This is a genomic window from Streptomyces sp. NPDC015661 (genome assembly GCF_043077765.1).
Lineage (GTDB): Bacteria > Actinomycetota > Actinomycetes > Streptomycetales > Streptomycetaceae > Streptomyces.
Map to the genome: position 1 here is coordinate 354,298 of NZ_JBIBST010000008.1, position 22,616 is coordinate 376,913.

Genomic DNA, 22,616 nt, shown 5'->3' on the forward strand with positions numbered 1-22,616 from the left:
TTCAATGGGAGGCGTGCCCGCGCTCGACGAACCACTCAAGAAGTCCCTCGGCCCCGCCACCGCCAAGGTCATGGCCGAGGCACTCGACCTGCACACGGTCGGGGACCTGCTGCACCACTACCCCCGCCGGTACGCCGAGCGCGGGGAGCTGACCACGCTCTCCGACCTGCCGCTCGACGAGCACGTCACGGTGGTCGCGCAGGTCGCCGACGCCCGGGTGCTCACCTTCAACGGCCCCAAGGGCCGCGGCCAGCGCCTCGAAGTGACCATCACCGACGGCAGCGGCCGGGTGCAGCTGGTCTTCTTCGGCAAGGGCGTGCACAAGCCGCACAAGGACCTGCTGCCCGGCACCCGCGCGATGTTCGCCGGCAAGGTCTCGCTGTTCAACCGGCGCCTCCAGCTCGCCCACCCGTCCTACGAGTTGCTCCGCGGCGACAGCGAGGAGGCCGTGGACACCTGGGCGGCCGCCCTCATCCCGATCTACCCGGCCACCGCCAAGCTGGAGTCCTGGAAGATCGCCAAGGCCGTCGACGCGGTCCTGCCCAGCGCCGGTGACGCCGTCGACCCGCTGCCGCCCGCCCTGCGTGAGGGCCGCGGCCTCGCCGAGCTGCCCGACGCCCTGCGGATGATCCACCGCCCCCGTACCAAGGCGGACATCGCCGACGCCCGCGAGCGGCTCAAGTGGGACGAGGCCTTCGTCCTCCAGGTCGCCCTCGCCCGCCGCCGGCATGCCGACACCCAACTCCCCGCCGTCGCTCGGCGACCGGCCCCCGACGGCATCCTCGACGCCTTCGACGCCAAGCTGCCCTTCACCCTCACCGACGGCCAGCAGAAGGTCTCCAAGGAGATCTTCGACGACCTGGCCACCGAGCACCCGATGCACCGCCTCCTCCAGGGCGAGGTCGGCTCCGGCAAGACGATGGTGGCCCTGCGCGCCATGCTGGCCGTCGTCGACTCCGGCGGCCAGGCCGCCATGCTCGCCCCCACCGAGGTCCTCGCCCAGCAGCACCACCGCTCCGTCACCGAGATGATGGGCGAGCTCGCCGAGGGAGGGATGCTCGGCGGCGCCGAGCGGGCCACCAAGGTCGTCCTGCTCACCGGTTCCATGGGCGCCGCCGCCCGCCGGCAGGCCCTCCTCGACCTCGTCACCGGCGAGGCCGGCATCGTCATCGGCACGCACGCGCTGATCGAGGACAAGGTCCAGTTCCACGACCTCGGCCTGGTCGTCGTCGACGAGCAGCACCGCTTCGGCGTCGAGCAGCGCGACGCCCTCCGGGGCAAGGGGAAGCAGCCGCCGCACCTCCTCGTCATGACCGCCACCCCCATCCCGCGCACGGTCGCCATGACCGTCTTCGGCGACCTGGAGACCTCCGTCCTCGACCAGCTGCCCGCCGGCCGCTCGCCGATCGCCAGCCATGTCGTCCCCGCCGCCGACAAGCCGCACTTCCTCGCGCGCGCGTGGGAGCGGGTCCGCGAGGAGGTCGGGAACGGGCACCAGGCGTACGTCGTCTGCCCCCGCATCGGCGACGAGGAGGACCAGAAGAAGAAGGCCAAGGCCTCCCCGGAGGACGAGGCCGAGAAGCGCCCGCCGCTCGCCGTCCTCGACGTCGCCGAGAAGCTCGGCGCCGGCCCCCTCGCGGGCCTGCGGATCGCCGTCCTGCACGGCCGCATGCACCCCGACGACAAGGACGACGTCATGCGCCGCTTCGCCGCGGGCGAGCTCGACGTCCTCGTCGCCACCACCGTCATCGAGGTCGGCGTCAACGTGCCCAACGCCACCGCCATGGTGATCATGGACGCCGACCGCTTCGGCGTCTCCCAGCTCCACCAGCTCCGCGGCCGCGTCGGCCGCGGCTCCGCCCCCGGCCTCTGCCTCCTCGTCAGCGAGATGCCCGAGGCCAGCCCCGCCCGGCAGCGGCTGAACGCCGTCGCCACCACCCTCGACGGCTTCGAGCTCTCCCGCATCGACCTCGAACAGCGGCGCGAGGGCGACGTCCTCGGCCAGGCCCAGTCCGGCGTCCGCTCCTCCCTGCGGGTGCTCGCCGTCATCGACGACGAGGAGGTCATCGCCGCCGCCCGCGAGGAGGCCACCGCCCTCGTCCTCGCCGACCCGGACCTCGGCGCCCACCCGGGCCTGCGCACCGCGCTCGACGCGCTCCTCAGCGAGGAACGGGAGGAGTACCTGGAGAAGGGCTGAGAAGGGCTGAGAAGGGCCGGTAAGGGCTGAGCGCCCGCCCGCGGCCATATCCTGGGACGTACGCATTGGACGACGCAGGACGAGGACACCGATGACCCGCGTGATCGCCGGTACCGCCGGCGGACGGCGCCTGGCCGTGCCCCCCGGCAACGGCACCCGCCCCACCTCCGACCGGGCACGGGAAGGCCTCTTCTCCACCTGGGAGTCGTTCCACGGCCTGGCAGGGGCCCGGGTCGCCGACCTGTACGCGGGCTCCGGCGCCGTCGGCCTGGAGGCGCTCTCCCGGGGCGCCGTCCACGCCCTCCTCGTCGAGGCCGACCCCCGCGCCGCGAAGACGATCCGGGACAACGTCCGGTCGATCGGCCTGCCCGGCGCCGAACTCCGCACCGGCAAGGCCGAGCAGATCGTGACGGGACCGGCCCCGGCCGAGCCGTACGACCTCGTCTTCCTCGATCCGCCGTACGCGGTCACGGACGCCGATCTTCGCGAGATTCTCCTCACACTGCGCTCGGGGGACTGGCTGAGCGAGGATGCCCTCGTCACCGTGGAGCGCAGCACCCGAGGCGGGGAGTTCGGCTGGCCCGAGGGCTTCGAACCCCTGCGGTCCCGTCGCTATGGCGAGGGAACGTTTTGGTACGGTCGCGCCGCCTCTACGTGCGAAGACGCACGATGACCGGACCGGAGAGCGAGGGACCCAAGTTGCGCCGCGCCGTCTGTCCGGGGTCATTCGACCCCATCACCAACGGACACCTCGACATCATCGCCCGCGCCTCCAAGTTGTACGACGTCGTACACGTGGCCGTGATGATCAACCAGTCGAAGAAGGGCCTCTTCACGGTCGACGAGCGGATCGAGCTGATCCGCGAGGTCACCGCCGACTTCGGCAACGTCGAGGTGGAGTCCTTCCACGGACTGCTCGTCGACTTCTGCAAGCAGCGGGACATCCCCGCGATCGTCAAGGGCCTGCGCGCGGTCAGCGACTTCGACTACGAGCTGCAGATGGCCCAGATGAACATCGGCCTCTCGGGCGTGGAGACCCTGTTCGTCCCCACCAACCCGACGTACAGCTTCCTCTCCTCCTCGCTGGTCAAGGAGGTCGCGGCCTGGGGCGGCGACGTCTCGCACCTCGTCCCGCCGACGGTCCTTCCCCGGCTGACCGAGCGGCTCGCGCGGAAGTGACGCGCGGCCACCGCCGCTGACGCTCCGTCACCTGGTGTCGGACGGGCGCCGACTGCCCTTACAGTCGTCCCGTCCGTCTCCATCCAGCTGTAGAGAGTGGCGAGCACCAGGTGGACGTGCAGAAGAAGCTCGACGAGATCGTCGCGACCGTGCAGGGCGCCCGCTCCATGCCCATGTCGGCATCCTGCGTGGTCAACCGCGCCGAGCTGCTCTCCCTGCTCGAAGAGGTACGAGAGGCCCTGCCCGGCTCCCTCGCCCAGGCCCGGGAACTGATCGGCGGCCGCGAGCAGATGGTCGAGCAGGCCCGCCAGGAGGCCGAGCGGATCATCGAGGCCGCCCACGCCGAGCGGGGCTCGATCGTCTCCGACACGCAGGTCGCCCGCGAGTCGCAGGAGGAGGCCGACCGGATCCTCTCCGAGGCCCGCCGCGAGGCCGAGGAGGTACGGGCCGAGGCCGACGACTACGTCGACTCCAAGCTCGCCAACTTCGAGGTCGTCCTCAACAAGACCATCGGCTCCGTCGACCGCGGGCGCGAGAAGCTCCTCGGCCGTGGCCCGGGCCTCGACCAGGACGGTTACGCCGACGCGGACGCCCCCGAGTACAGCGCCGACCCGCAGACCCTGATCCGGCGGGCCGACGAGTACGTGGACGCCAAGCTGGGCGCCTTCGAGGCGGTCCTCAGCAAGACCCTGGAGGCCGTCGGCCGGGGCCGGCAGAAGCTGCACGGCCGGATCGCCACGGACGACCTCGGCGAGCACATGGCCGCGCAGGACGGCCTGGGCGGCGCGGTGCACACCAGCGACGCGGACTACCTGGCCGGGCTCGCGGAGCTCGCCGACCCCGAGCCGGCCCAGGTGCAGCCGCAGCCGCAGGTCCCGCAGATCCCCGCGCAGCAGCCCGACCCGTACGGCTACCCGCAGCAGCCGCAGCAGGACCCCGCCTACGGGTACCAGCAGCAGGACGCCTACGGTTACCAGCAGCAGGACCCCTACGCGTACCAGGGCCAGTACGGCTACGAACAGCAGCAGCCGCAGTACGCCCCGCAGGCCCAGCCGCAGCAGGCCGCCGCGCTCGACGAGACCAGCTTCTTCGACACGAGCATGATCGACCTGGAGCAGCTGCGCCGGTACGAACAGGGACAGTAAGGGGCACGGGGCCCGGATTGGGCCCTGAGCGAAGCGTCCAGTATCCTGGCTCTTCGGTCGCGCTATGTCCGCGATCCTTGCTGCCCACGTCTGGCAGCCTCCTCTACGCCGCAGAACGATCCGAAAGCAGGAAGAGCCCTGAGCACGCGCCTCGACCACCGCAACCCCCTCGTGTTCGACACACACGAGCTGGGGCGGCGTCCTGGTGCCCTGCAGCGGCTCTCGCGTTCGGTCGAGGCCCCCGCGGAGCTCGGCGTCGAAGGAGTCATCGGAGTGCCCCAGGGCTCCCCGGTGGAAATCGATCTCCGTCTTGAGTCGGTCATGGAAGGGGTGCTTGTCACAGGCACCGCCCGTGCATCGGCCGAGGGGGAGTGCGTAAGGTGTCTGGAGCCCGTCGAGCTGGAGCTCGACGTGGACTTCCAGGAGATGTTCTCGTACCCCGACTCCGACGACCGGGGCCGCTCCAAGGCGGCCGCGGACGACGAAGCCGAGGACGACGAGGACATGATCCCCCTCGAGGACGGCATGTTCGACCTCGAACCCGTGCTGCGTGATGCGGTGGTGCTCGCACTGCCGATGCAGCCGGTGTGCCGGGAGGACTGTGCGGGGCTGTGTTCCGAGTGTGGAACCAACCTGAACGAGAACCCGGACCACCACCATGAAGCCGTCGACATCCGTTGGGCGGCACTGCAGGGACTCGCCGGTTCGCTGGGAACCGATGAGAAGGACAACATGAGCGGCAAAGCCTCTGACGGGGACGTCCGAAGCGCCGCCGAGAAGCAGGAGAAGTAGCCGTGGCTGTTCCGAAGCGGAAGATGTCGCGCAGCAACACGCGCCACCGCCGGTCGCAGTGGAAGGCTGCGGTCCCCACCCTGGTTTCGTGTGAGCGTTGCCAGGAGCCGAAGCTGCAGCACATCGCGTGCCCGAGCTGCGGCACCTACAACAAGCGCCAGGTCCTCTCGGTCTGAGTGGCTGGTGAGAGGCACGATGTCTGAGAACATCAGCGCAGCCTCGTCCCACACGCTTCTGGAAGGGCGGCTCGGGTATCAGCTCGAGTCCGCCCTTCTGGTGCGTGCGCTGACCCACCGCTCGTACGCGTACGAGAACGGCGGTCTGCCCACCAACGAGCGTCTGGAGTTCCTCGGGGACTCCGTGCTCGGCCTGGTGGTCACGGACACGCTGTACCGCACCCACCCCGACCTGCCGGAAGGCCAGCTGGCCAAACTGCGGGCCGCGGTGGTCAACTCGCGTGCGCTGGCGGAGGTCGGCCGCGGCCTCGAACTCGGCTCCTTCATCCGGCTCGGCCGGGGCGAAGAGGGCACGGGCGGCCGGGACAAGGCGTCCATCCTCGCCGACACCCTTGAAGCGGTGATCGGCGCGGTCTATCTCGACCAGGGTCTCGACGCGGCGTCCGAGCTGGTGCACCGGCTCTTCGACCCGCTGATCGAGAAGTCCTCGAACCTCGGTGCCGGCCTGGACTGGAAGACCAGTCTCCAGGAGCTCACCGCGGCCGAGGGTCTGGGTGTGCCGGAATACCTCGTCTCCGAAGAGGGTCCGGACCACGAGAAGACCTTTACTGCTGCCGCCCGCGTCGGTGGTGTCTCGTACGGCACCGGCACCGGCCGCAGCAAGAAGGAAGCGGAACAGCAGGCGGCGGAGTCCGCGTGGCGCGCGATCCGCGCGGCCGCGGACGAGCGCGCGGCGGCGGCGAAGGCCGCGGCCGACGCCGGCACGGGAGAGGTCGCCGACCCCTCTCCGACCGCCGGACGGGCATCGGCCTGACGTCCGGCCCGCTTCCCCCAGCTCCACGAGAACCCCGTACCGGACTTCCCGGGCGGGGTTCTCGCCTCTTCTGGGCCGGTAGGGTGAAAGCGCTGGTACCCGTGCGTCACGCGCCCCGTGCGTCAGGCGTCCTGTCCGGAGGAGTCCCCCCGTGCCCGAGCTGCCCGAGGTCGAGGTCGTACGGCGCGGTCTGGAGCGCTGGGTCGCCGGACGCACCGTGACCGAGGTCGAGGTGCTGCACCCGAGGGCCGTGCGGCGTCATCCGGCGGGCGGCGAGGACTTCGCGGCCCGGCTGAAGGGGCAGCGCTTCGAGGTGGCGAGGCGGCGCGGCAAGTACCTGTGGCTGCCGCTCGCGGAGACCGGGACGTCCGTCCTGGGCCACCTCGGCATGAGCGGCCAGCTCCTCGTCCAGCCGGAGGGCTCCCCGGACGAGAAGCACCTCCGCATCCGCATCCGCTTCGACGATTCCGCCGGCACCGAGCTCCGCTTCGTCGACCAGCGCACCTTCGGCGGCCTCTCGCTCCACGACCAGACCCCGGACGGTGCCGACGGGCTCCCGGACGTCATCGCGCACATCGCCCGCGACCCGCTGGACCCGGCGTTCGACGACGCCGCCTTCCAGGGCGCGCTGCGGCTGCGCCGTACCACCGTCAAGCGGGCGCTGCTCGACCAGTCGCTGATCAGCGGCGTCGGGAACATCTACGCCGACGAGGCGCTCTGGCGGTCCAAGCTGCACTACGACCGGCCGACCGCCACGCTGACCCGGCCGCGCTCGGCCGAGCTGCTCGGCCACGTCCGGGACGTGATGAACGCGGCGCTCGACGCCGGCGGCACCAGCTTCGACAGTCTGTACGTGAACGTCAACGGCGAGTCCGGCTACTTCGACCGCTCCCTCGACGCGTACGGACGCGAGGACGAGCCCTGCCACCGCTGCGGTACGCCGATGCGGCGCCGGGCGTGGATGAACCGGTCCAGCTACTTCTGCCCGCGCTGCCAGCGCCCGCCGCGCACCACCGCCTGAGCGGTCAGGCGGTGACCGGGGCCGCGCGCTCCGCGTCGTAACTCTCGCGCGCCGCCTCCACCTGGGGCATCCGCCCCTCCACCAGCTCGATCAGACCGACCAGCCGCTCCGCGATCTCGCGGCCGAGCGGGGTGAGCCGGTAGTCGACCCGCGGCGGGTTCGTGGGCTGCGCCTCGCGGTGGACGAGGCCGTCGCGCTCCAGGGCGTGCAGGGTCTGCGACAGCATCTTCTCGCTCACGCCGTCGACCCGGCGCCGCAGTTCGTTGAAGCGGAACGTCCCTTCGTGCAGCGCGCCCAGGGTCAGGCTGCCCCAGCGGCCCGTCACGTGCTCCAGCGTGCCGCGCGAGGGGCAGGCGCGCGCGAACACGTCGTAGGCGAGGTCGTCAGTCATGCCCTCACCGTACTCTCGCGCAGCGCTTACCGCCACGAGTGCGCTATCTCCCTGCTTGCGCTTTCCAAAAGTTAGTGCTCTACTTCTGGTCATCACCCCGAACGCCTCTTCGAGGAGCTTTTTGTGACCACGCCCGTCGTCTCCATCGCCTACCACTCCGGCTTCGGCCACACCGCGGTCCTGGCCGAGGCCGTCCGTGCCGGCGCCGCCGACGCGGGCGCCACCGTCCACCTGGTCAAGGTCGACGAGATCACCGACGCCGACTGGGGGCTGCTCGACGCCTCCGACGCGATCGTCTTCGGCTCCCCGACCTACATGGGCACCGCCTCCGGCGCCTTCCACCAGTTCGCCGAGGCCACCTCGAAGCGCTGGTTCACCGACGCCTGGCTGGACAAGCTCGCCGCCGGCTTCACCAACTCCGGCTCCAAGAGCGGCGACAAGGGCCACACCCTGCAGTTCTTCCAGACCCTCGCCGGCCAGCACGGCATGACCTGGGTCAACCTCGGCCTGAAGCCCGGCTGGAACACCAGCGAGGCCTCCGAGAACGACCTCAACCGCCTCGGCTTCTTCTCCGGCGCCGGCGCCCAGACCCACAACGACCTCGGCCCGGAGGGCGTCCACAAGGCCGACGTCGCCACCGCCGAACACCTCGGCCGCCGCGTCGCCCTGACGGCCCGCACCTTCGCGGCCGGCAAGGCCGCCGCCTGACCCCGGCGCCCGCCGCGCACACGCAGGCCTCACGTGAAAGGGGCCCCGTCACCACTGCGGTGACGGGGCCCCTTTCCGGTCCGGTGGCTCAGTAGCCGAAGTCCTGGGTCCACCAGGGGCCGCCGTCGCCGAAGACGACGCCCACGCCCAGGGTGGTGAAGTCGCAGTTCAGGATGTTGGCGCGGTGGCCGTCGCTGTTCATCCAGGACGCCATCACCGCCGCCGCGTCCACCTGGCCGCGTGCGATGTTCTCGCCGCCCATGCCCGTGACGCCCGCCTGCTCCGCGCGGGCCCACGGCGTGTCGCCGTCCGGGTCCGTGTGGTCGAAGAAGCCGCGCGCCGCCATGTCCGCGCTGAACGCGCCGGCAAGGGACGCGAGCTTCGCGTCCGCGCGGACCGGGGTGCAGCCCACCTTGGCGCGTTCGGCGTTGACCAGGCGCAGGACCTCGGCCTCGGCGGCGTCGCCCCGGTCGGCGGTGGAGGTGACCGTGGCCTTCTCGGTCGGTGCCGCCGTGGTGGGGGCCGGCCTCGGCGCGGGCGCCTTCGTCGTGGGCGCGGCCGTGACCTTGGCCGGCGAGGGCTTCGCCGTGGGCGTCTTCGTCTTCGTCTTCGTCGGGGTCGGCGTCGGCTTCGGGCTCGGCTTCCTGGACGGGGTGGCCGAGGGGGAGGGGGAGGTGCGGGCCTTGCCGGCGCTCGCCTCCGTGCCCGTACCGGTCGGAGTCTGGGTGGCCCCGCCCTGCGTCGTCAGCTCCGGGGCCTGCCGGGACTGGACCTGGGTCTCGCTCGTGCCGGCGCTGCCGACGGTGAACGTGTCCCCGCCGGGGAGCAGCCCCGCGGCGACGGCGACGGCGCCCACCGCGACCGCCGCGGAGGCGCCGAGCAGGCCGGTGCGCACCGGCCGACGGCGGCCGGCACCCCGGTGCGGGCGGCCCGAACCGGCCGCGTAATCTTCTGCGGCGGGTGCGGCGCCGGAGCGACGGTGGCGTCCCATCTGCTCTGCCTTCCTCTGCTGGTCTTCGCGGATCTTCGCCGGATTCTTTGCCGGGCTTTGCTGATCTTTGCTGTCGGTACCGTTCCGGCTCGACAGTCGAACGGCGCGCCCCCGAACGGGTGAGGCGTGTTCGGTCGGGACTGTACGCCATGAGAAGCAGGGGCGATGTGCTCATCTGGCAATCCGCCCGTTAGCGTGCAGCCATGAGCGACGACGTACGGATGACCGCCTGGGTGCGCGGCCGGGTACAGGGAGTGGGCTTCCGCTGGTTCACCAGGGCAAACGCCTTGGAGATCGGCGGCCTGGTGGGCTTCGCCCTGAACCTCGACGACGGCAGGGTGCAGGTCGTGGCCGAGGGGCCGCGTGAGAATTGCCACCGTCTTCTCGACTGGCTCCAGTCCGACGACACACCCGGACGTGTGGACGGCGTCACTGAGATCTGGGACACCCCGCGCGGCGGCTACGACAGCTTCGCCATCCGCTGACGATCACGCTCCGAAACCCCGCCCGGTGACCGAGAGCGGCACCGGGCGGACGCGCGGTAACAGGGGCGTGACCAGCGAACCGCCTGATGGTTGCCAAGTCGCGCCGGTCGTGCAAGGCTGCCCGGTAAGGATGATCGCGACGCCCCCGAGGCACCGAGTTCGAACGCCCCGCCGCCCCCTGAGCGGCCGTGGACTCCTCGGTAGCCCTTCAAACGGGGCGTGATCGTGTTGACCGTCAAACTTTTTGGTGAGACGCTGGAATCCCCGCGCACCTTAGCTGTTTGGCAGTGGAACCGGCACGACAAGCAGTACTGCCGAGCACCGCGGGTGCGAATCCCTCACGACCCACACCGCTTCGGTCGGTCACTCATTGTGGAGGACCATCCATCATGGCAAAGGCGCTTCTCGGTTACGTCGGCGGCTCCGACCCGCGACTCCTCGCCGAGATGCGACGGCTTCAGCAGCGTGTCCAGGACCTCGAATCCGAGCTGGTACGGATCCAGTCCGAGAACGACACGCTCGCCGCTGCCGCCGCTCAGCACCAGGGAGAGTCGCTGCTGAACAGCATCGACCTCGACGTACCCCAGGCAGAGCCTGCGCTCACCTGACAACCCAGCCCCCAGGGGCCAGGTGGAAAGCATTCTCGTCGGCGCAGCCGGACACCCACACAGCTGATCGTGCGGAACGACGCACGTGCACGACAGCTGGACCTGCAAGGGGCGCCTCGGCGTCCCTTCTCTCTTTCACCCGCAGTTTCCCCCGCGTCCACCCCCTCCTCATCCGAGGATCTGCCCCACGCGATCGCGGGCGAAACGCACGTGCCCCGGTAGAGTCCCCGGGGTGCACCTCAAGGCCCTGACCCTCCGCGGATTCAAGTCGTTCGCCTCGGCCACCACGCTGCGGTTCGAACCGGGAATCACGTGTGTGGTGGGCCCGAACGGTTCGGGCAAGTCCAACGTGGTGGACGCCCTGTCCTGGGTCATGGGCGAGCAGGGCGCCAAGTCGCTGCGCGGCGGCAAGATGGAGGACGTCATCTTCGCCGGCACGACCGGGCGCCCCCCGCTCGGCCGCGCCGAGGTCTCGCTGACCATCGACAACTCCGACGGCGCGCTGCCCATCGACTACGCCGAGGTCACCCTCACCCGGATCATGTTCCGCGGCGGCAGCAGCGAGTACCAGATCAACGGCGACACCTGCCGGCTGCTCGACTTCCAGGACCTGCTCTCCGACTCCGGCATCGGCCGCGAGATGCACGTGATCGTCGGGCAGGGGCAGCTCGACTCCGTGCTGCACGCCGACCCGATGGGCCGCCGCGCCTTCATCGAGGAGGCCGCAGGCGTCCTCAAGCACCGCAAGCGCAAGGAGAAGGCGCTGCGGAAGCTCGACGCGATGCAGGCGAACCTCGCGCGCGTGCAGGACCTCACCGACGAACTCCGCCGTCAGCTCAAGCCGCTGGGCCGGCAGGCCGCCGTCGCCCGCCGCGCCGTCGTCATCCAGGCCGACCTCCGCGACGCCCGGCTCCGCCTCCTCGCCGACGACCTCGTCCGCCTCCAGCAGGCGCTGACGGCCGAGGTCGCCGACGAGGCGGCCCTGCTCGCCCGCAAGGAGGCCACGGAGGCCGAGCTGCGCGCCGCCCTCGCCAAGGAGGCCGAGCTCGAAGCGGAGGCCCGCACCCTCGTGCCCCGCCTGGAGCGCGCCCAGCAGAACTGGTACGCCCTCTCCCAGCTCGCCGAACGCGTCCGGGGCACGATCTCCCTGGCCGAAGCGCGCGTGAAGAGCGCCACCACCGCACCCGCCGAGGAACGGCGCGGCCGCGACCCGGAGGACCTGGAGCGGGAGGCCGCCCGCGTCCGCGAACAGGAGGCCGAGCTCGAAGCCGCCCTGGAGGCCGCCGAGCGCGCCCTGGAGGACACCGTCGCCCACCGGTCCGACCTGGAGCGGACCCTCGCGGCCGAGGAGCGCCGCCTCAAGGACCTGGCCCGCGCCATCGCCGACCGCCGCGAGGGCCTCGCCCGGCTCCACGGCCAGGTGAACGCGGCCCGCTCGCGCGCCGCCTCCGCCCAGGCCGAGATCGACCGGCTCGCCGCCGCCCGTGACGAGGCCGCGGAGCGCGCGGCCGCCGCCCAGGAGGAGTACGAGCAGCTCAAGGCCGAGGTCGACGGCCTCGACGCGGAGGACACCGAGCAGGGCGAGCGGTACGAGGCCGCCCGCCGCGAACTCGTCGACGCCGAGGCCGCGCTGAGCGCCGCCCGCGAGGCCGCCGCCACCGCCGAACGCCGCCGCGCCGCCACCCGGGCCCGGCACGACACCCTCGCCCTCGGGCTCCGCCGCAAGGACGGCACGGGCGCCCTGCTCTCCGCGGGGCTCACCGGACTCCTCGGCCCGGCGGCCGAACTCCTCACCGTCACCCCGGGATACGAGATCCCCGTCGCCGCAGCCCTCGGCGCTGCCGCCGACGCGCTCGCCGCCGAAGGCCCCTCCGCCGCCGCCGAGGCCCTGCGCCTGCTGCGCAAGCAGGACGCGGGCCGGGCCACCCTGATCCTGGCCGGAGCCCCCGAGCCGCGGCCCGCGACGCCGGCCGACGGACACCCGTACGCCGCCGACCTGGTCCGCGGGCCCGCCGAACTCCTGGCCGCCGTCCGCCGGTTGCTCGCCGCGGTCGTGGTCGTCGGCGACCTCGACGAGGCCGCCGAACTCGTCAGGACCCGGCCCGAACTGACCGCCGTCACCGCCGAAGGCGACCTGCTCGGGGCGCACTTCGCGCAGGGCGGCTCGGCGGGCGCGCCCAGCCTCCTCGAAGTCCAGGCCTCGGTCGCCGAAGCCGCCGCCGAGCTCGACGAACTGGCCGTACGGTGCGAGGAGTTCGCCGCCGCACAGGCCGAGGCCGACGAGCGGCGCCGTACCGCCGCGGCCCTCGTCGAGGAGCTCGACACCCGCCGCCGCGCCGGTGAGCGCGAGCGGTCCGCCGTCGCCCAGCGGCTCGGAAGGCTCGCCGGGCAGGCCAGGGGAGCGGCGGGGGAGGCCGAGCGGACCGCGGCCGCCGCCGCCCGCGCCCAGGACGCCCTGGAGAAGGCCACCGCCGAGGCCGAGGAACTCGCCGAACGGCTCCTCGTGGCCGAGGAGACGCCGGCCGAGGACGAGCCCGACACCTCCCTGCGCGACCGGCTCGCGATCGACGGTTCCAACGCGCGCCAGACCGAGATGGAGGCGCGGCTCCAGGTCCGTACCCACGAGGAGCGGGTCAAGGGGCTCGCCGGACGAGCCGACTCGCTCGACCGGGCCGCCCGCGCCGAACGGGAGGCACGCGCGCGTGCCGAGCAGCGCCGCGCCCGGCTGCGCCACGAGGAGCGCGTCGCGGGCGCGGTCGCCGCCGGTGCCCGCGCCCTCCTGGCCCATGTCGAGGTCTCCCTGGTCCGCGCCGAGCGGGAGCGGGCGGTGGCCGAGGCGGCCAGGGCCGACCGGGAGCAGGGCCTGACGGCCGCCCGGGCCCGGGGCCGGGACCTCAAGGCCGAGCTCGACAAGCTGACCGACTCGGTGCACCGGGGCGAGGTGCTCGGCGCCGAGAAGCGGCTGCGGATCGAGCAGTTGGAGGCGAAGGCCCTGGAGGAGTTCGGCGTGGAGGCGACCGCCCTGGTCGCCGAGTACGGCCCGGACCAGCCCGTGCCCCCGTCGCCGGCCGTGGAGGGGGAGGCGCTCCCGGAGGACGAGGATCCCGGCCGGCGGCCGCGGCCGTTCGTCCGTTCGGAGCAGGAGAAGCGGCTGAAGGCCGCCGAACGGGCGTACCACCAGCTCGGCAAGGTCAATCCGCTGGCCCTGGAGGAGTTCGCGGCCCTGGAGGAGCGGCACCGCTTCCTCTCGGAGCAGCTGGAGGACCTGAAGAAGACCCGAACGGACCTGCTTCAGGTCGTGAAGGAGGTCGACCTGCGGGTCGAGCAGGTCTTCACCGAGGCGTACCGGGACACCGCCCGCGAGTTCGAGGGCGTCTTCTCGCGGCTCTTCCCGGGCGGCGAGGGCCGGCTGGTCCTCACCGACCCGGACAACATGCTCACCACCGGCGTCGAGGTGGAGGCCCGGCCGCCGGGCAAGAAGGTCAAGCGCCTCTCGCTGCTGTCCGGCGGGGAGCGCTCGCTGACCGCCGTGGCGCTGCTCGTCTCGATCTTCAAGGCCAGGCCCAGCCCGTTCTACGTGATGGACGAGGTCGAGGCGGCGCTCGACGACACCAACCTCCAGCGGCTGATCCGGATCATGCGGGAGCTCCAGGAGTCCTCGCAGCTGATCGTGATCACGCACCAGAAGCGGACGATGGAGGTCGCGGACGCGCTGTACGGCGTGTCCATGCAGGGCGACGGCGTCTCGAAGGTGATCAGCCAGCGACTCCGCTGACAGCTGAGTGTTCAACATGTGAACTCAAGCGACCTCGCCATGCTCATAAAGTCACACGACATCGGCTATTGACTTCGAAACTTGAAGGCATAGTCTCTGCAACGTTGCTTTTACCTTCACGTGGTGGGCGGCGTGAAGTTGTGCGCCACTGGAAGGGCTTGCCCCCCACCGAGGAGTCCATGTGACCAGCACCGCGCAGGCGCCCACGCCGCCGCCTTCCGAAGGCCGAGCCGCTCACCCGGACCACCTCGGCCACGTCATCTTCATCACGGCCTCCGCCGCGATGGGCGGCTTCCTCTTCGGATACGACAGCTCCGTCATCAACGGCGCCGTCGAAGCGATCCGCGACCGCTACGACATCGGCTCCGGCACCCTCGCCCAGGTCATCGCCATCGCCCTGATCGGCTGCGCCATCGGCGCCGCCACCGCAGGACGCATCGCCGACCGCATCGGCCGCATCCGCTGCATGCAGATCTCCGCGGTGCTCTTCGCCGTCAGCGCCGTCGGCTCCGCGCTGCCCTTCGCCCTCTGGGACCTCGCCCTCTGGCGGATCATCGGCGGCTTCGCCATCGGCATGGCCTCCGTCATCGGCCCCGCCTACATCGCCGAGGTCGCGCCCGCCGCCTACCGCGGCCGCCTCGGCTCCTTCCAGCAGGCCGCGATCGTCATCGGCATCGCCATCTCCCAGCTGGTCAACTACGGCATCCTCCAGCTCGCCGACGGCGACCAGCGCGGCGAGATCGGCGGCATCGAGGCCTGGCAGTGGATGCTCGGCGTGATGGTCGTCCCCGCGCTCCTCTACGGCATGCTGTCCTTCGCGATCCCCGAGTCCCCCCGCTTCCTCATCTCCGTCGGGAAGACCGACCGGGCCAAGGAGGTCCTCGCCGAGGTCGAGGGCCACGGCGTCGACCTCGACCACCGCGTCGCCGAGATCGACCAGGCCATGCGCAGCGAGCACAAGTCCACCTTCAAGGACCTGCTCGTCGCCGGCAGCAGGTCCAGGCTCCTGCCCATCGTCTGGGTCGGCATCGGACTCTCGGTCTTCCAGCAGCTCGTCGGCATCAACGTCGCGTTCTACTACTCCGCGACCCTCTGGCAGTCCGTCGGCATCGACCCGTCGAGCTCGTTCTTCTACTCGTTCACCACGTCGATCATCAACATCATCGGCACCGTGATCGCGATGGTCCTGGTCGACCGCGTCGGCCGCAAGCCGCTCGCCCTCGTCGGCTCCGTCGGCATGGCCATCGCCCTCGCCTTCGAGGCCTGGGCCTTCTCCGCCGACCTCGTCGACGGCAAGCTGCCCGAGACCCAGGGCGTTGTGGCCCTCGTCGCCGCCCACGTCTTCGTGCTCTTCTTCGCCCTCTCCTGGGGCGTGGTGGTCTGGGTCTTCCTCGGCGAGATGTTCCCCAACCGCATCCGCGCCGCCGCCCTCGGCGTCGCCGCCTCCGCCCAGTGGATCGCCAACTGGGCCATCACCGCCAGCTTCCCGTCCCTCGCGGACTGGAACCTCTCCGGCACCTACGTGATCTACACGATCTTCGCCGTGCTCTCGATCCCCTTCGTGCTCAGGTACGTCAAGGAGACGAAGGGCAAGGCGTTGGAGGAGATGGGCTAAACCCCGCTGCCCCTCTCCTCACGACGACTGCCCCGGCTCACGCGATGAGCCGGGGCAGTACGTCGTCCCACGCCGGGAGCCGCGGCACCACCTCGTCTGACGCGCCGAGCCGCGGCAGCACGTCGTCTCACGCTCCGAGCCGCGGCACCACCTCGTCTCACGCTCCGAGCCGCGGCAGCACGTCGTCTCACGCGCCGAGCCGCGGTAGCGCCTCGTCTCACGCTCCCAGCCGCGGCAGCACGTCGTCGCAGAACAGCCGCAGGCTCCGCCACCCCTCCTCGACCGGCATCCCGCCGCACAGCGGATGCAGGACGAGGCTCTCCAGCCCGAGCGCCAGGCACTCCTCCGGAGTGACCACCCGGTACACCCCCTCCGCCCGCAGCTCCGCCACCGTCGTCGCCGCCGACCGCACCGCCGAGCGGATGTCCTTCGACTGCCAGGAGGCGTACGTCCGCGCCTCGTGCAGGAAGTGCTCCCCGTGCTCCGCCCACGTCCGGTCCGGGTCCTCCGACAGATGCAGCAGCGGGGTCTCCTCCGCCGGCATCATCGTCCAGCCCTCCGTGCCGTACTCCGCGCACCGCTCCCGGTAGTACGTCTCCAGTTCCGGAAGGTGCGCGCTCGGGAAGAACGGCAGCCCGAGCCGGGCCGCCCGCCGCGCCGCGGCCCGCGAGGACCCCCCGACCAGGAGCAGCGGATGCGGCCGGGTGAACGGCCGCGGGGTGACCCGTACCGTACGGCCCTGATACGTGAACGGCTCCCCCTTCCAGGCCGTGAGCAGGGTCTCCAGGAGCAGGTCCTGGAGCTTGCCCCGCCGCCCCCAGTCGACCCCGCGCTCCTCGTACTCCTCCGGTCGGTAGCCGATCCCGGCCACCGTCACCAGACGGCCCCCGCTCAGCAGGTCCAGGACCGCGATGTCCTCGGCCAGGCGCAGCGGATCGTGCAGCGGGCCGATGATCGCCGAGACCGTGACCGCGATCCTGCGCGTCGCGCCGAAGACGGCGCCCGCGAAGGCGAAGGGGGAGGGCAGCCAGTTGTTCTCGACCCCGTGGTGCTCCTCGGTCTGCACGGTGTCGACGCCGTGCTCGTCGGCGTACGCGGCCATGGCGAGCGCGGCCCGGTAGCGCTCCGAGAGGGAGTCCGGGGTCGCACGGGGATCGACGAGGTTGAACCGTACGACGCTGAACGGCATGGGAAAGTCCCCCTTCGCAGGTGCGCGGAAGGGGGACAGTAGCTGACGAGGCGTCAGATGGAAACGGTCTCGCGGACCTCGGCCGCCGGCTCCGCGGGAACGCGCCCGGGAGTGCGCGGCAGCACCGCGTACAGCGCGCCCGCGACCACGATCGTCGCCGCCCAGCCGAGACCGTTCTCACCGATCCAGGACGAGGCGAGCGGACCCGAGAACCAGTCCACCTTCGTGAACAGCAGCCCCACCACCAGCGCCACGGCCCACGCGGTCATCGCCTGCCAGGCGAAACCGCCCCGGTACCAGTAGGCGCTCGTCCTCGTGGTGTCCATGAGGGCCGCCGCGTCGTACGACCTCCGGCGCAGCATGTCCACGCCGAAGACACCGATCCACGCCGAGAACGCCACCGCGAGCAGGGTCAGGAAGGAGATGAACGAGCCGATGAAGCTGGTCGCCACGACCATCAGGAGGAAGCCGAAGACCAGGCTGATCACCGCGTTCACACTCACCGCCGCGGCCCGCGGCACCTTGATGCCCAGGGTCTGCGCCGTGAACCCGGCCGAGTACATCGACATCGAGTTGATCAGCAGCATCCCGATCAGGGCGATCACCAGGTACGGCACCGAGATCCACATCGGCAGCAGCTCGCCGATGAAGGAGACCGGGTCCTGCGCCGAGGCCAGGTCCGGCGTGGACACCGCCATCACCGCGCCCATCAGCACCATCGGGAGCACCACGATCCCGGCGCCGCCGATCGTCGAGCCGACCATCGCCCGCGAGGAGGCCGTCCGGGGCAGGTAGCGCGTGAAGTCGGGCCCCGAGGGCACCCAGCTGATGCCGCCGGCCGCGATCGTGCCGATGCCCGCGACCATCATCGCCGTCGAGCCGGCCGGCTTGTCGAAGACCGCCGACCAGTCGGTGTTCGCCACCAGATGGGCGAGGACGAGCACCGAGAAGGCGCCGAAGAGGTAGGTCGACCACGTGCTGCACACGCGCAGGGCGTTGATGCCGAGGCCCGACACCAGGAACGTGCAGGTCACGAAGAGCAGCAGCGTCACCACGATGAGGAGCGTGTTCGACTTCACGCCGAAGAGCAGGTCGAGGACGGTCAGCACCGCGTAAGCCCCCGCGACCGCGTTGATCGTCTCCCAGCCCCAGCGGGCCACCCAGATCAGCGCACCGGGAAAAAGGTTTCCGCGCTGACCGAACACGGCCCGCGACAGCGCCATGCCCGGCGCCCCGCCGCGCTTCCCCGCGATCGAGATCAGGCCGACGATCCCGTACGAGAGGACCGGCGCGACGACCGCCACCGTCAGGACCTGCCAGAAGTTCAGGCCGTTGAAGACGATCAGGCCGGCGCCCATCGTGAGCAGCAGCACACTGATGTTGGCCGCCACCCAGGTCGGGAAGAGCTCACGGACCCGCCCGGTCCGCTCGGCATCGGGGACGGGCTCGAGACCGCGGGTCTCCATGGCACCGTCGTGCGTCGCGCCTTCGGCTTCGGAGGCGTGGGGCATAGGGGTACTCCGTTGTACAGATGTGGGGGAACCACCCACTGTACGTGCTCCGCCATCGGCCCCCTCGTGGCCGATACTGGACAAGTTATGGAACTCATCCTTGCTGTAGTCATCGCTCTGGTCGTCGCGGTCGCCGTGACAAGCGGGCTCGTGATCAGCGGCCGCAAGAAGAAGCAGCTGCCGCCGGCCGAGCCGCCGTCCACCACGCCGACCATCACCGCTCCGCCCGCCGAACCGCACGTCGGCGACGAGGCGGAGACGCTGCGGGAAGAACCACGCCGCACCGTCGAGGAGGTCGAGCTCCCCACCGCCGAGGCCCCCGAGGCCACGGTCGCCGAGGAGCCGCTCGTCGAGGAGCCCGAGGCTCCCGCCGCTCCCGAGATCGAGGTGCCCGAGCCCACCGCCGGCCGCCTCGTGCGGCTCCGCGCCCGGCTCGCCCGCTCCCAGAACTCGCTCGGCAAGGGGCTGCTCACGCTCCTGTCCCGCGAGCACCTCGACGAGGACACCTGGGAGGAGATCGAGGAGACCCTCCTCACGGCCGACGTCGGCGTCGCGCCCACCCAGGAGCTCGTCGACCGGCTGCGCGAGCGCGTCAAGGTGCTCGGCACCCGCACCCCCGACGAGCTGCGCGGACTGCTCCGCGAGGAGCTCGTCGCCCTCCTCGGCGACTTCGACCGCTCGGTGAGGACCGAGAGCCCCGAGGACACCCCGGGCGTGGTCATGGTCGTCGGCGTCAACGGCACCGGCAAGACCACCACCACGGGCAAGCTGGCCCGTGTCCTGGTCGCCGACGGCAAGTCCGTCGTCCTCGGCGCAGCCGACACCTTCCGCGCCGCCGCCGCCGACCAGCTCCAGACCTGGGGCGAGCGCGTCGGCGCCCGGACCGTGCGCGGACCGGAGGGCGGCGACCCGGCGTCGATCGCCTTCGACGCGGTCAAGGAGGGCATCGCCGAGAACGCCGATGTCGTCCTCATCGACACCGCCGGCCGGCTCCACACCAAGACCGGCCTCATGGACGAGCTCGGCAAGGTCAAGCGCGTCGTCGAGAAGCACGGCCCGCTCGACGAGATCCTCCTCGTGCTCGACGCCACCACCGGCCAGAACGGCCTGATCCAGGCCCGCGTCTTCGCCGAGGTCGTCGACATCACCGGCATCGTGCTGACCAAGCTCGACGGCACCGCCAAGGGCGGCATCGTCGTCGCCGTCCAGCGCGAGCTGGGCGTCCCGGTCAAGCTGGTCGGCCTCGGCGAGGGCCCGGATGACCTGGCGCCCTTCGAGCCGGGCGCCTTCGTCGACGCCCTGATCGGCGACTGACGCCTCGTACGGCATGTGGAAGGGCCCCCGTCGACTCCGGGCGGGGGCCCTTCCGCGTACTCAGAAGTGCGTCCGGTGGCAGATGTACGCCAGCGTCCCGAGCAGCAGCCGGGCCTGCGGGGGCGCGCCCGCCGTGTCAAGGGTCGGGGGCCGCAGCCAGCGGACCGGCCCGAGCCCGCCCAGGTCCGACGGGGGAGCGGTGATGTGGGCGCCGGGGCCCAGACAGTGCAGGTCCAGATCGGCGTCGTCCCAGCCCATCCGGTACAGCAGCTGAGGCAGCTCGGCCGCCGCGCCCGGGGCCACGAAGAACCGCGCCCGGCCGGTCGGGGTCGCGCAGACCGGGCCGAGGGGAAGCCCCATGCGCTCCAGGCGCACCAGCGCCCGCCGGCCCGCGGCCTCGGCGACCTCGATCACGTCGAAGGCGCGGCCGACCGGGAGGAGCAGCGCCGCGCCCGGGTACTCGGACCAGGCCTTCACGGCGTCGTCGAGGCCGGCGCCCGCGGGGACCGGTGCCGCGAAGGAGAGCGGGTGCGCGCCGGGGGCCGCGCAGGCCGGATCGCCGCAGGAGCACTGGCCGGAGACGGCCCGCGCGCCGGGGACGACGTCCCAGCCCCAAAGTCCCGTGTACTCGGCCACCGCTGTGCACTCCGTGGTGCGTACGCGGCGGCGTGCGCCGGACCGCATCTCACGAATGCCGCCGATCGTGAAACCCATGCCCCCTCCAACGGGTCGAGCGCGCCGGTGGTTACGACCCGGAGCACCGCCGTCACCCTTCGTCACGTTCCGTCGCCGAGTGTGGTGCACGGTCGTGAGAGGGGTGGTGCGGGCCGGGACACGCGCCTCTCCGCGCTTCCGTCCGCCGACTCCGGTTCGTCGCATGTCAAGTGAATCGCGTTCCACGCGTGGCGAGTTCATTCGAAGGGGTGGCGAATGGTGGCGTTTCTTGAATCGCCCTCGTGGAGGGGTGATCGTAGGATTACTTTCGGTACTCGAAGCTCGGGACGGCTTGCACGCGTGGGTATGCCGGAGGCAACCCGGTTTCCAGTTCGAAGGAGTGCGAACGTCGGACGGGTGCCGCGAGAGGCGGCATTCTGATAGGGGTTCGTACGACAGGTCATCAGGTGGATGGGGGCGTTCCAGTGAGCGGCAACGGCGCAGACGGTACGACTGCCGGCAAGCGCCCGAACGAGCAGCTGGGCTCGTGGTTCGTGCGCAGCGGCTGGTCGAAGGGCGAACTGGCACGCCAGGTGAACCGCAGGGCACGCCAGATGGGCGCGCACCACATCTCCACGGACACCTCCCGCGTGCGCCGCTGGCTCGACGGCGAGCAGCCCCGCGAGCCGATCCCGCGGATCCTCTCCGAGCTCTTCTCCGAGCGCTTCGGCTCCGTCGTCGCCGTCGAGGACCTCGGGCTGCGCACCGCCCACCAGTCGCCCTCCGTCTCCGGCGTCGACCTCCCCTGGGCGGGGCCGCAGACCGTCGCCCTGCTGAGCGAGTTCTCCCGCAGCGACCTCATGCTCGCCCGCCGGGGCTTCCTCGGCTCCTCCCTCCAGCTCGCCGCGGGACCCGCCCTCATCGAACCGATGCAGCGCTGGCTCGTCCCCACCCCGGCCGGCGAGGTCGAGCGCCCCGAGCCGATCGTCGACGCCCGCCGCCCCAACCGGCTCTCCGAGATCGAGCTCGACCTCCTGGAGTCCACCACCGCCATGTTCCGCAAGTGGGACGCCCAGTGCGGCGGCGGACTGCGCCGCAAGGCCGTCGTCGGCCAGCTCCACGAGGTCACCGACCTCCTGCAGGAGTCCCAGCCCGTCGCCACCGCCAAGCGCCTCTTCACCTGCGCCGCCGAACTCGCCGAGCTCGCCGGCTGGATGAGCTACGACGTCGGTCTCCAGCCCACCGCCCAGAAGTACTTCGTGCTCGCCCTGCACGCCGCCAAGGAGGCCGGCGACAAGCCCCTCGGCTCGTACATCCTGTCCTCGATGAGCCGCCAGATGATCCACCTCGGCCGGCCCGACGACGCCCTCGAACTCATCCACCTCGCCCAGTACGGCAGTCGGGACTGCGCCACCGCCCGCACCCAGGCCATGCTGTATGCGATGGAGGCCCGCGCCTACGCCAACATGGGGCAGCCCTCCAAGTGCAAGCGGGCCGTCCGGATGGCCGAGGACACCTTCGCCGACGTCGGCCTCGACGGCGAGCCCGAGCCCGACTGGATCGGCTTCTTCTCCGAGGCCGAGCTCAACGGCGAGAACTCCCACTCCTACCGCGACCTCGCCTACGTCGCCGGCCGCTCCCCGACCTACGCCTCGCTGGCCGAGCCCGTCATGGAGCGGGCCGTCGAGCTCTTCGAGAAGGACCCCGACCACCAGCGGTCCTACGCGCTCAACCTGATCGGCATGGCCACCGTCCACCTCCTCAAGCGCGAGCCCGAGCAGTCCGTGGTCCTCGCCGAGAAGGCCCTCGGGGTCGCCCGCAGCATCCGCTCCGAGCGGGTCAACACCCGGCTCCGCAAGACCGTCGACCACGCCGCCCGCAACTACAGCGACGTCGCCGAGGTCGTCCAGCTCACCGACCGGCTCACCCAGCTCCTGCCCGAGGCCGCCGAAGCGGTCTGACCCCCGCCGGGGCCCCAGACCCCGGCCCCCGGCCCCGCTGCGGGGCCCGCACCGACCCCGGCCGCGCCGGACGTCCCGTAAAGCCCGACT

At 71.5% G+C, this 22,616-nt stretch carries 20 protein-coding genes; 15 read left to right on the top strand and 5 right to left on the bottom strand.

The window, feature by feature from the left end; translation table 11 throughout:
• The first annotated feature begins 4 nt into the window (after positions 1–4).
• The 8 genes from recG (at position 5) to mutM (ending at position 7,324) form a co-directional block, all read left to right on the top strand.
• Entirely contained in the window at positions 5–2,197 is a 2,193-nt protein-coding gene (gene recG, locus ACF07V_RS23575) for an ATP-dependent DNA helicase RecG (RefSeq protein WP_392156862.1), read from the top strand.
• A gap of 91 nt (positions 2,198–2,288) precedes the next feature.
• A complete protein-coding gene (gene rsmD / locus ACF07V_RS23580; RefSeq protein ID WP_392156864.1) occupies positions 2,289–2,870 on the top strand; it encodes a 16S rRNA (guanine(966)-N(2))-methyltransferase RsmD in 582 nt (193 codons plus the stop codon).
• A gap of 26 nt (positions 2,871–2,896) precedes the next feature.
• Positions 2,897–3,376 carry a pantetheine-phosphate adenylyltransferase gene (coaD, locus tag ACF07V_RS23585; protein ID WP_179199946.1) on the top strand — a complete coding sequence of 160 codons (480 nt, stop codon included), beginning with the start codon at positions 2,897–2,899 and terminating at the stop codon, positions 3,374–3,376.
• A 110-nt stretch (positions 3,377–3,486) separates the two neighbouring features.
• Positions 3,487–4,521 (top strand): ATP synthase F0 subunit B, encoded by a 1,035-nt coding sequence (locus ACF07V_RS23590; RefSeq protein ID WP_392156866.1) that lies wholly within the window; start codon positions 3,487–3,489, stop codon positions 4,519–4,521.
• Between the two features lie 138 nt (positions 4,522–4,659).
• Positions 4,660–5,313, top strand: a complete 654-nt coding sequence (locus ACF07V_RS23595; RefSeq protein WP_392157063.1) for a YceD family protein — start codon at positions 4,660–4,662, stop codon at positions 5,311–5,313.
• Between the two features lie 2 nt (positions 5,314–5,315).
• Positions 5,316–5,489, top strand: coding sequence for a 50S ribosomal protein L32 (gene rpmF / locus ACF07V_RS23600; protein ID WP_015036448.1), 174 nt, complete (start codon positions 5,316–5,318; stop codon positions 5,487–5,489).
• A gap of 19 nt (positions 5,490–5,508) precedes the next feature.
• Positions 5,509–6,303 (top strand): ribonuclease III, encoded by a 795-nt coding sequence (gene rnc, locus ACF07V_RS23605; protein ID WP_392156867.1) that lies wholly within the window; start codon positions 5,509–5,511, stop codon positions 6,301–6,303.
• A gap of 151 nt (positions 6,304–6,454) precedes the next feature.
• Positions 6,455–7,324, top strand: a complete 870-nt coding sequence (gene mutM / locus ACF07V_RS23610; RefSeq protein ID WP_392156868.1) for a bifunctional DNA-formamidopyrimidine glycosylase/DNA-(apurinic or apyrimidinic site) lyase — start codon at positions 6,455–6,457, stop codon at positions 7,322–7,324.
• A gap of 4 nt (positions 7,325–7,328) precedes the next feature.
• Here the strand turns inward: mutM and ACF07V_RS23615 are convergent, their stop codons facing one another.
• Entirely contained in the window at positions 7,329–7,715 is a 387-nt protein-coding gene (locus tag ACF07V_RS23615; protein WP_392156870.1) for a winged helix-turn-helix transcriptional regulator, read from the bottom strand.
• Between the two features lie 123 nt (positions 7,716–7,838).
• Between ACF07V_RS23615 and ACF07V_RS23620 the strand changes: the two genes are divergently transcribed.
• Positions 7,839–8,423, top strand: coding sequence for a flavodoxin family protein (locus ACF07V_RS23620; RefSeq protein WP_392156872.1), 585 nt, complete (start codon positions 7,839–7,841; stop codon positions 8,421–8,423).
• Between the two features lie 88 nt (positions 8,424–8,511).
• Here the strand turns inward: ACF07V_RS23620 and ACF07V_RS23625 are convergent, their stop codons facing one another.
• Positions 8,512–9,414 (bottom strand): CAP domain-containing protein, encoded by a 903-nt coding sequence (locus ACF07V_RS23625; protein ID WP_392156873.1) that lies wholly within the window; start codon positions 9,412–9,414, stop codon positions 8,512–8,514.
• A 203-nt stretch (positions 9,415–9,617) separates the two neighbouring features.
• Here ACF07V_RS23625 and ACF07V_RS23630 point away from each other — a divergent pair, with 203 nt between their 5' ends.
• The 4 genes from ACF07V_RS23630 to ACF07V_RS23645 all read left to right on the top strand — a co-directional run bounded on the left by ACF07V_RS23630 (position 9,618) and on the right by ACF07V_RS23645 (position 15,897).
• Positions 9,618–9,899, top strand: a complete 282-nt coding sequence (locus ACF07V_RS23630) for an acylphosphatase (RefSeq protein WP_392156874.1) — start codon at positions 9,618–9,620, stop codon at positions 9,897–9,899.
• A gap of 389 nt (positions 9,900–10,288) precedes the next feature.
• A complete protein-coding gene (locus ACF07V_RS23635) occupies positions 10,289–10,507 on the top strand; it encodes a hypothetical protein (protein ID WP_030690660.1) in 219 nt (72 codons plus the stop codon).
• A gap of 232 nt (positions 10,508–10,739) precedes the next feature.
• Complete coding sequence (smc, locus tag ACF07V_RS23640; protein WP_392156876.1) at positions 10,740–14,282, top strand: chromosome segregation protein SMC; 3,543 nt, start codon at positions 10,740–10,742, stop codon at positions 14,280–14,282.
• Positions 14,283–14,463: 181 nt separating this feature from the next.
• On the top strand, positions 14,464–15,897 hold the full coding sequence (locus tag ACF07V_RS23645; RefSeq protein ID WP_392156878.1) for a sugar porter family MFS transporter: 1,434 nt from the start codon (positions 14,464–14,466) through the stop codon (positions 15,895–15,897).
• Positions 15,898–16,114: 217 nt separating this feature from the next.
• Here ACF07V_RS23645 and ACF07V_RS23650 read toward each other — a convergent pair whose 3' ends face one another.
• Both ACF07V_RS23650 and ACF07V_RS23655 read right to left on the bottom strand, forming a co-directional pair.
• Positions 16,115–17,086: an LLM class flavin-dependent oxidoreductase gene (locus ACF07V_RS23650; RefSeq protein ID WP_392156879.1), complete on the bottom strand. Its 972-nt coding sequence runs from the start codon at positions 17,084–17,086 to the stop codon at positions 16,115–16,117.
• Positions 17,087–17,139: 53 nt separating this feature from the next.
• Positions 17,140–18,597, bottom strand: a complete 1,458-nt coding sequence (locus ACF07V_RS23655; RefSeq protein ID WP_392156880.1) for a cytosine permease — start codon at positions 18,595–18,597, stop codon at positions 17,140–17,142.
• 87 nt (positions 18,598–18,684) lie between these two features.
• Here ACF07V_RS23655 and ftsY point away from each other — a divergent pair, with 87 nt between their 5' ends.
• Positions 18,685–19,911, top strand: coding sequence for a signal recognition particle-docking protein FtsY (gene ftsY / locus ACF07V_RS23660; RefSeq protein ID WP_392156881.1), 1,227 nt, complete (start codon positions 18,685–18,687; stop codon positions 19,909–19,911).
• A 60-nt stretch (positions 19,912–19,971) separates the two neighbouring features.
• Here ftsY and ACF07V_RS23665 read toward each other — a convergent pair whose 3' ends face one another.
• Positions 19,972–20,625, bottom strand: coding sequence for a bifunctional DNA primase/polymerase (locus ACF07V_RS23665; protein ID WP_392156883.1), 654 nt, complete (start codon positions 20,623–20,625; stop codon positions 19,972–19,974).
• A gap of 425 nt (positions 20,626–21,050) precedes the next feature.
• Between ACF07V_RS23665 and ACF07V_RS23670 the strand changes: the two genes are divergently transcribed.
• Positions 21,051–22,526 carry a hypothetical protein gene (locus ACF07V_RS23670; protein WP_392156884.1) on the top strand — a complete coding sequence of 492 codons (1,476 nt, stop codon included), beginning with the start codon at positions 21,051–21,053 and terminating at the stop codon, positions 22,524–22,526.
• Positions 22,527–22,616: the final 90 nt, after the last annotated feature.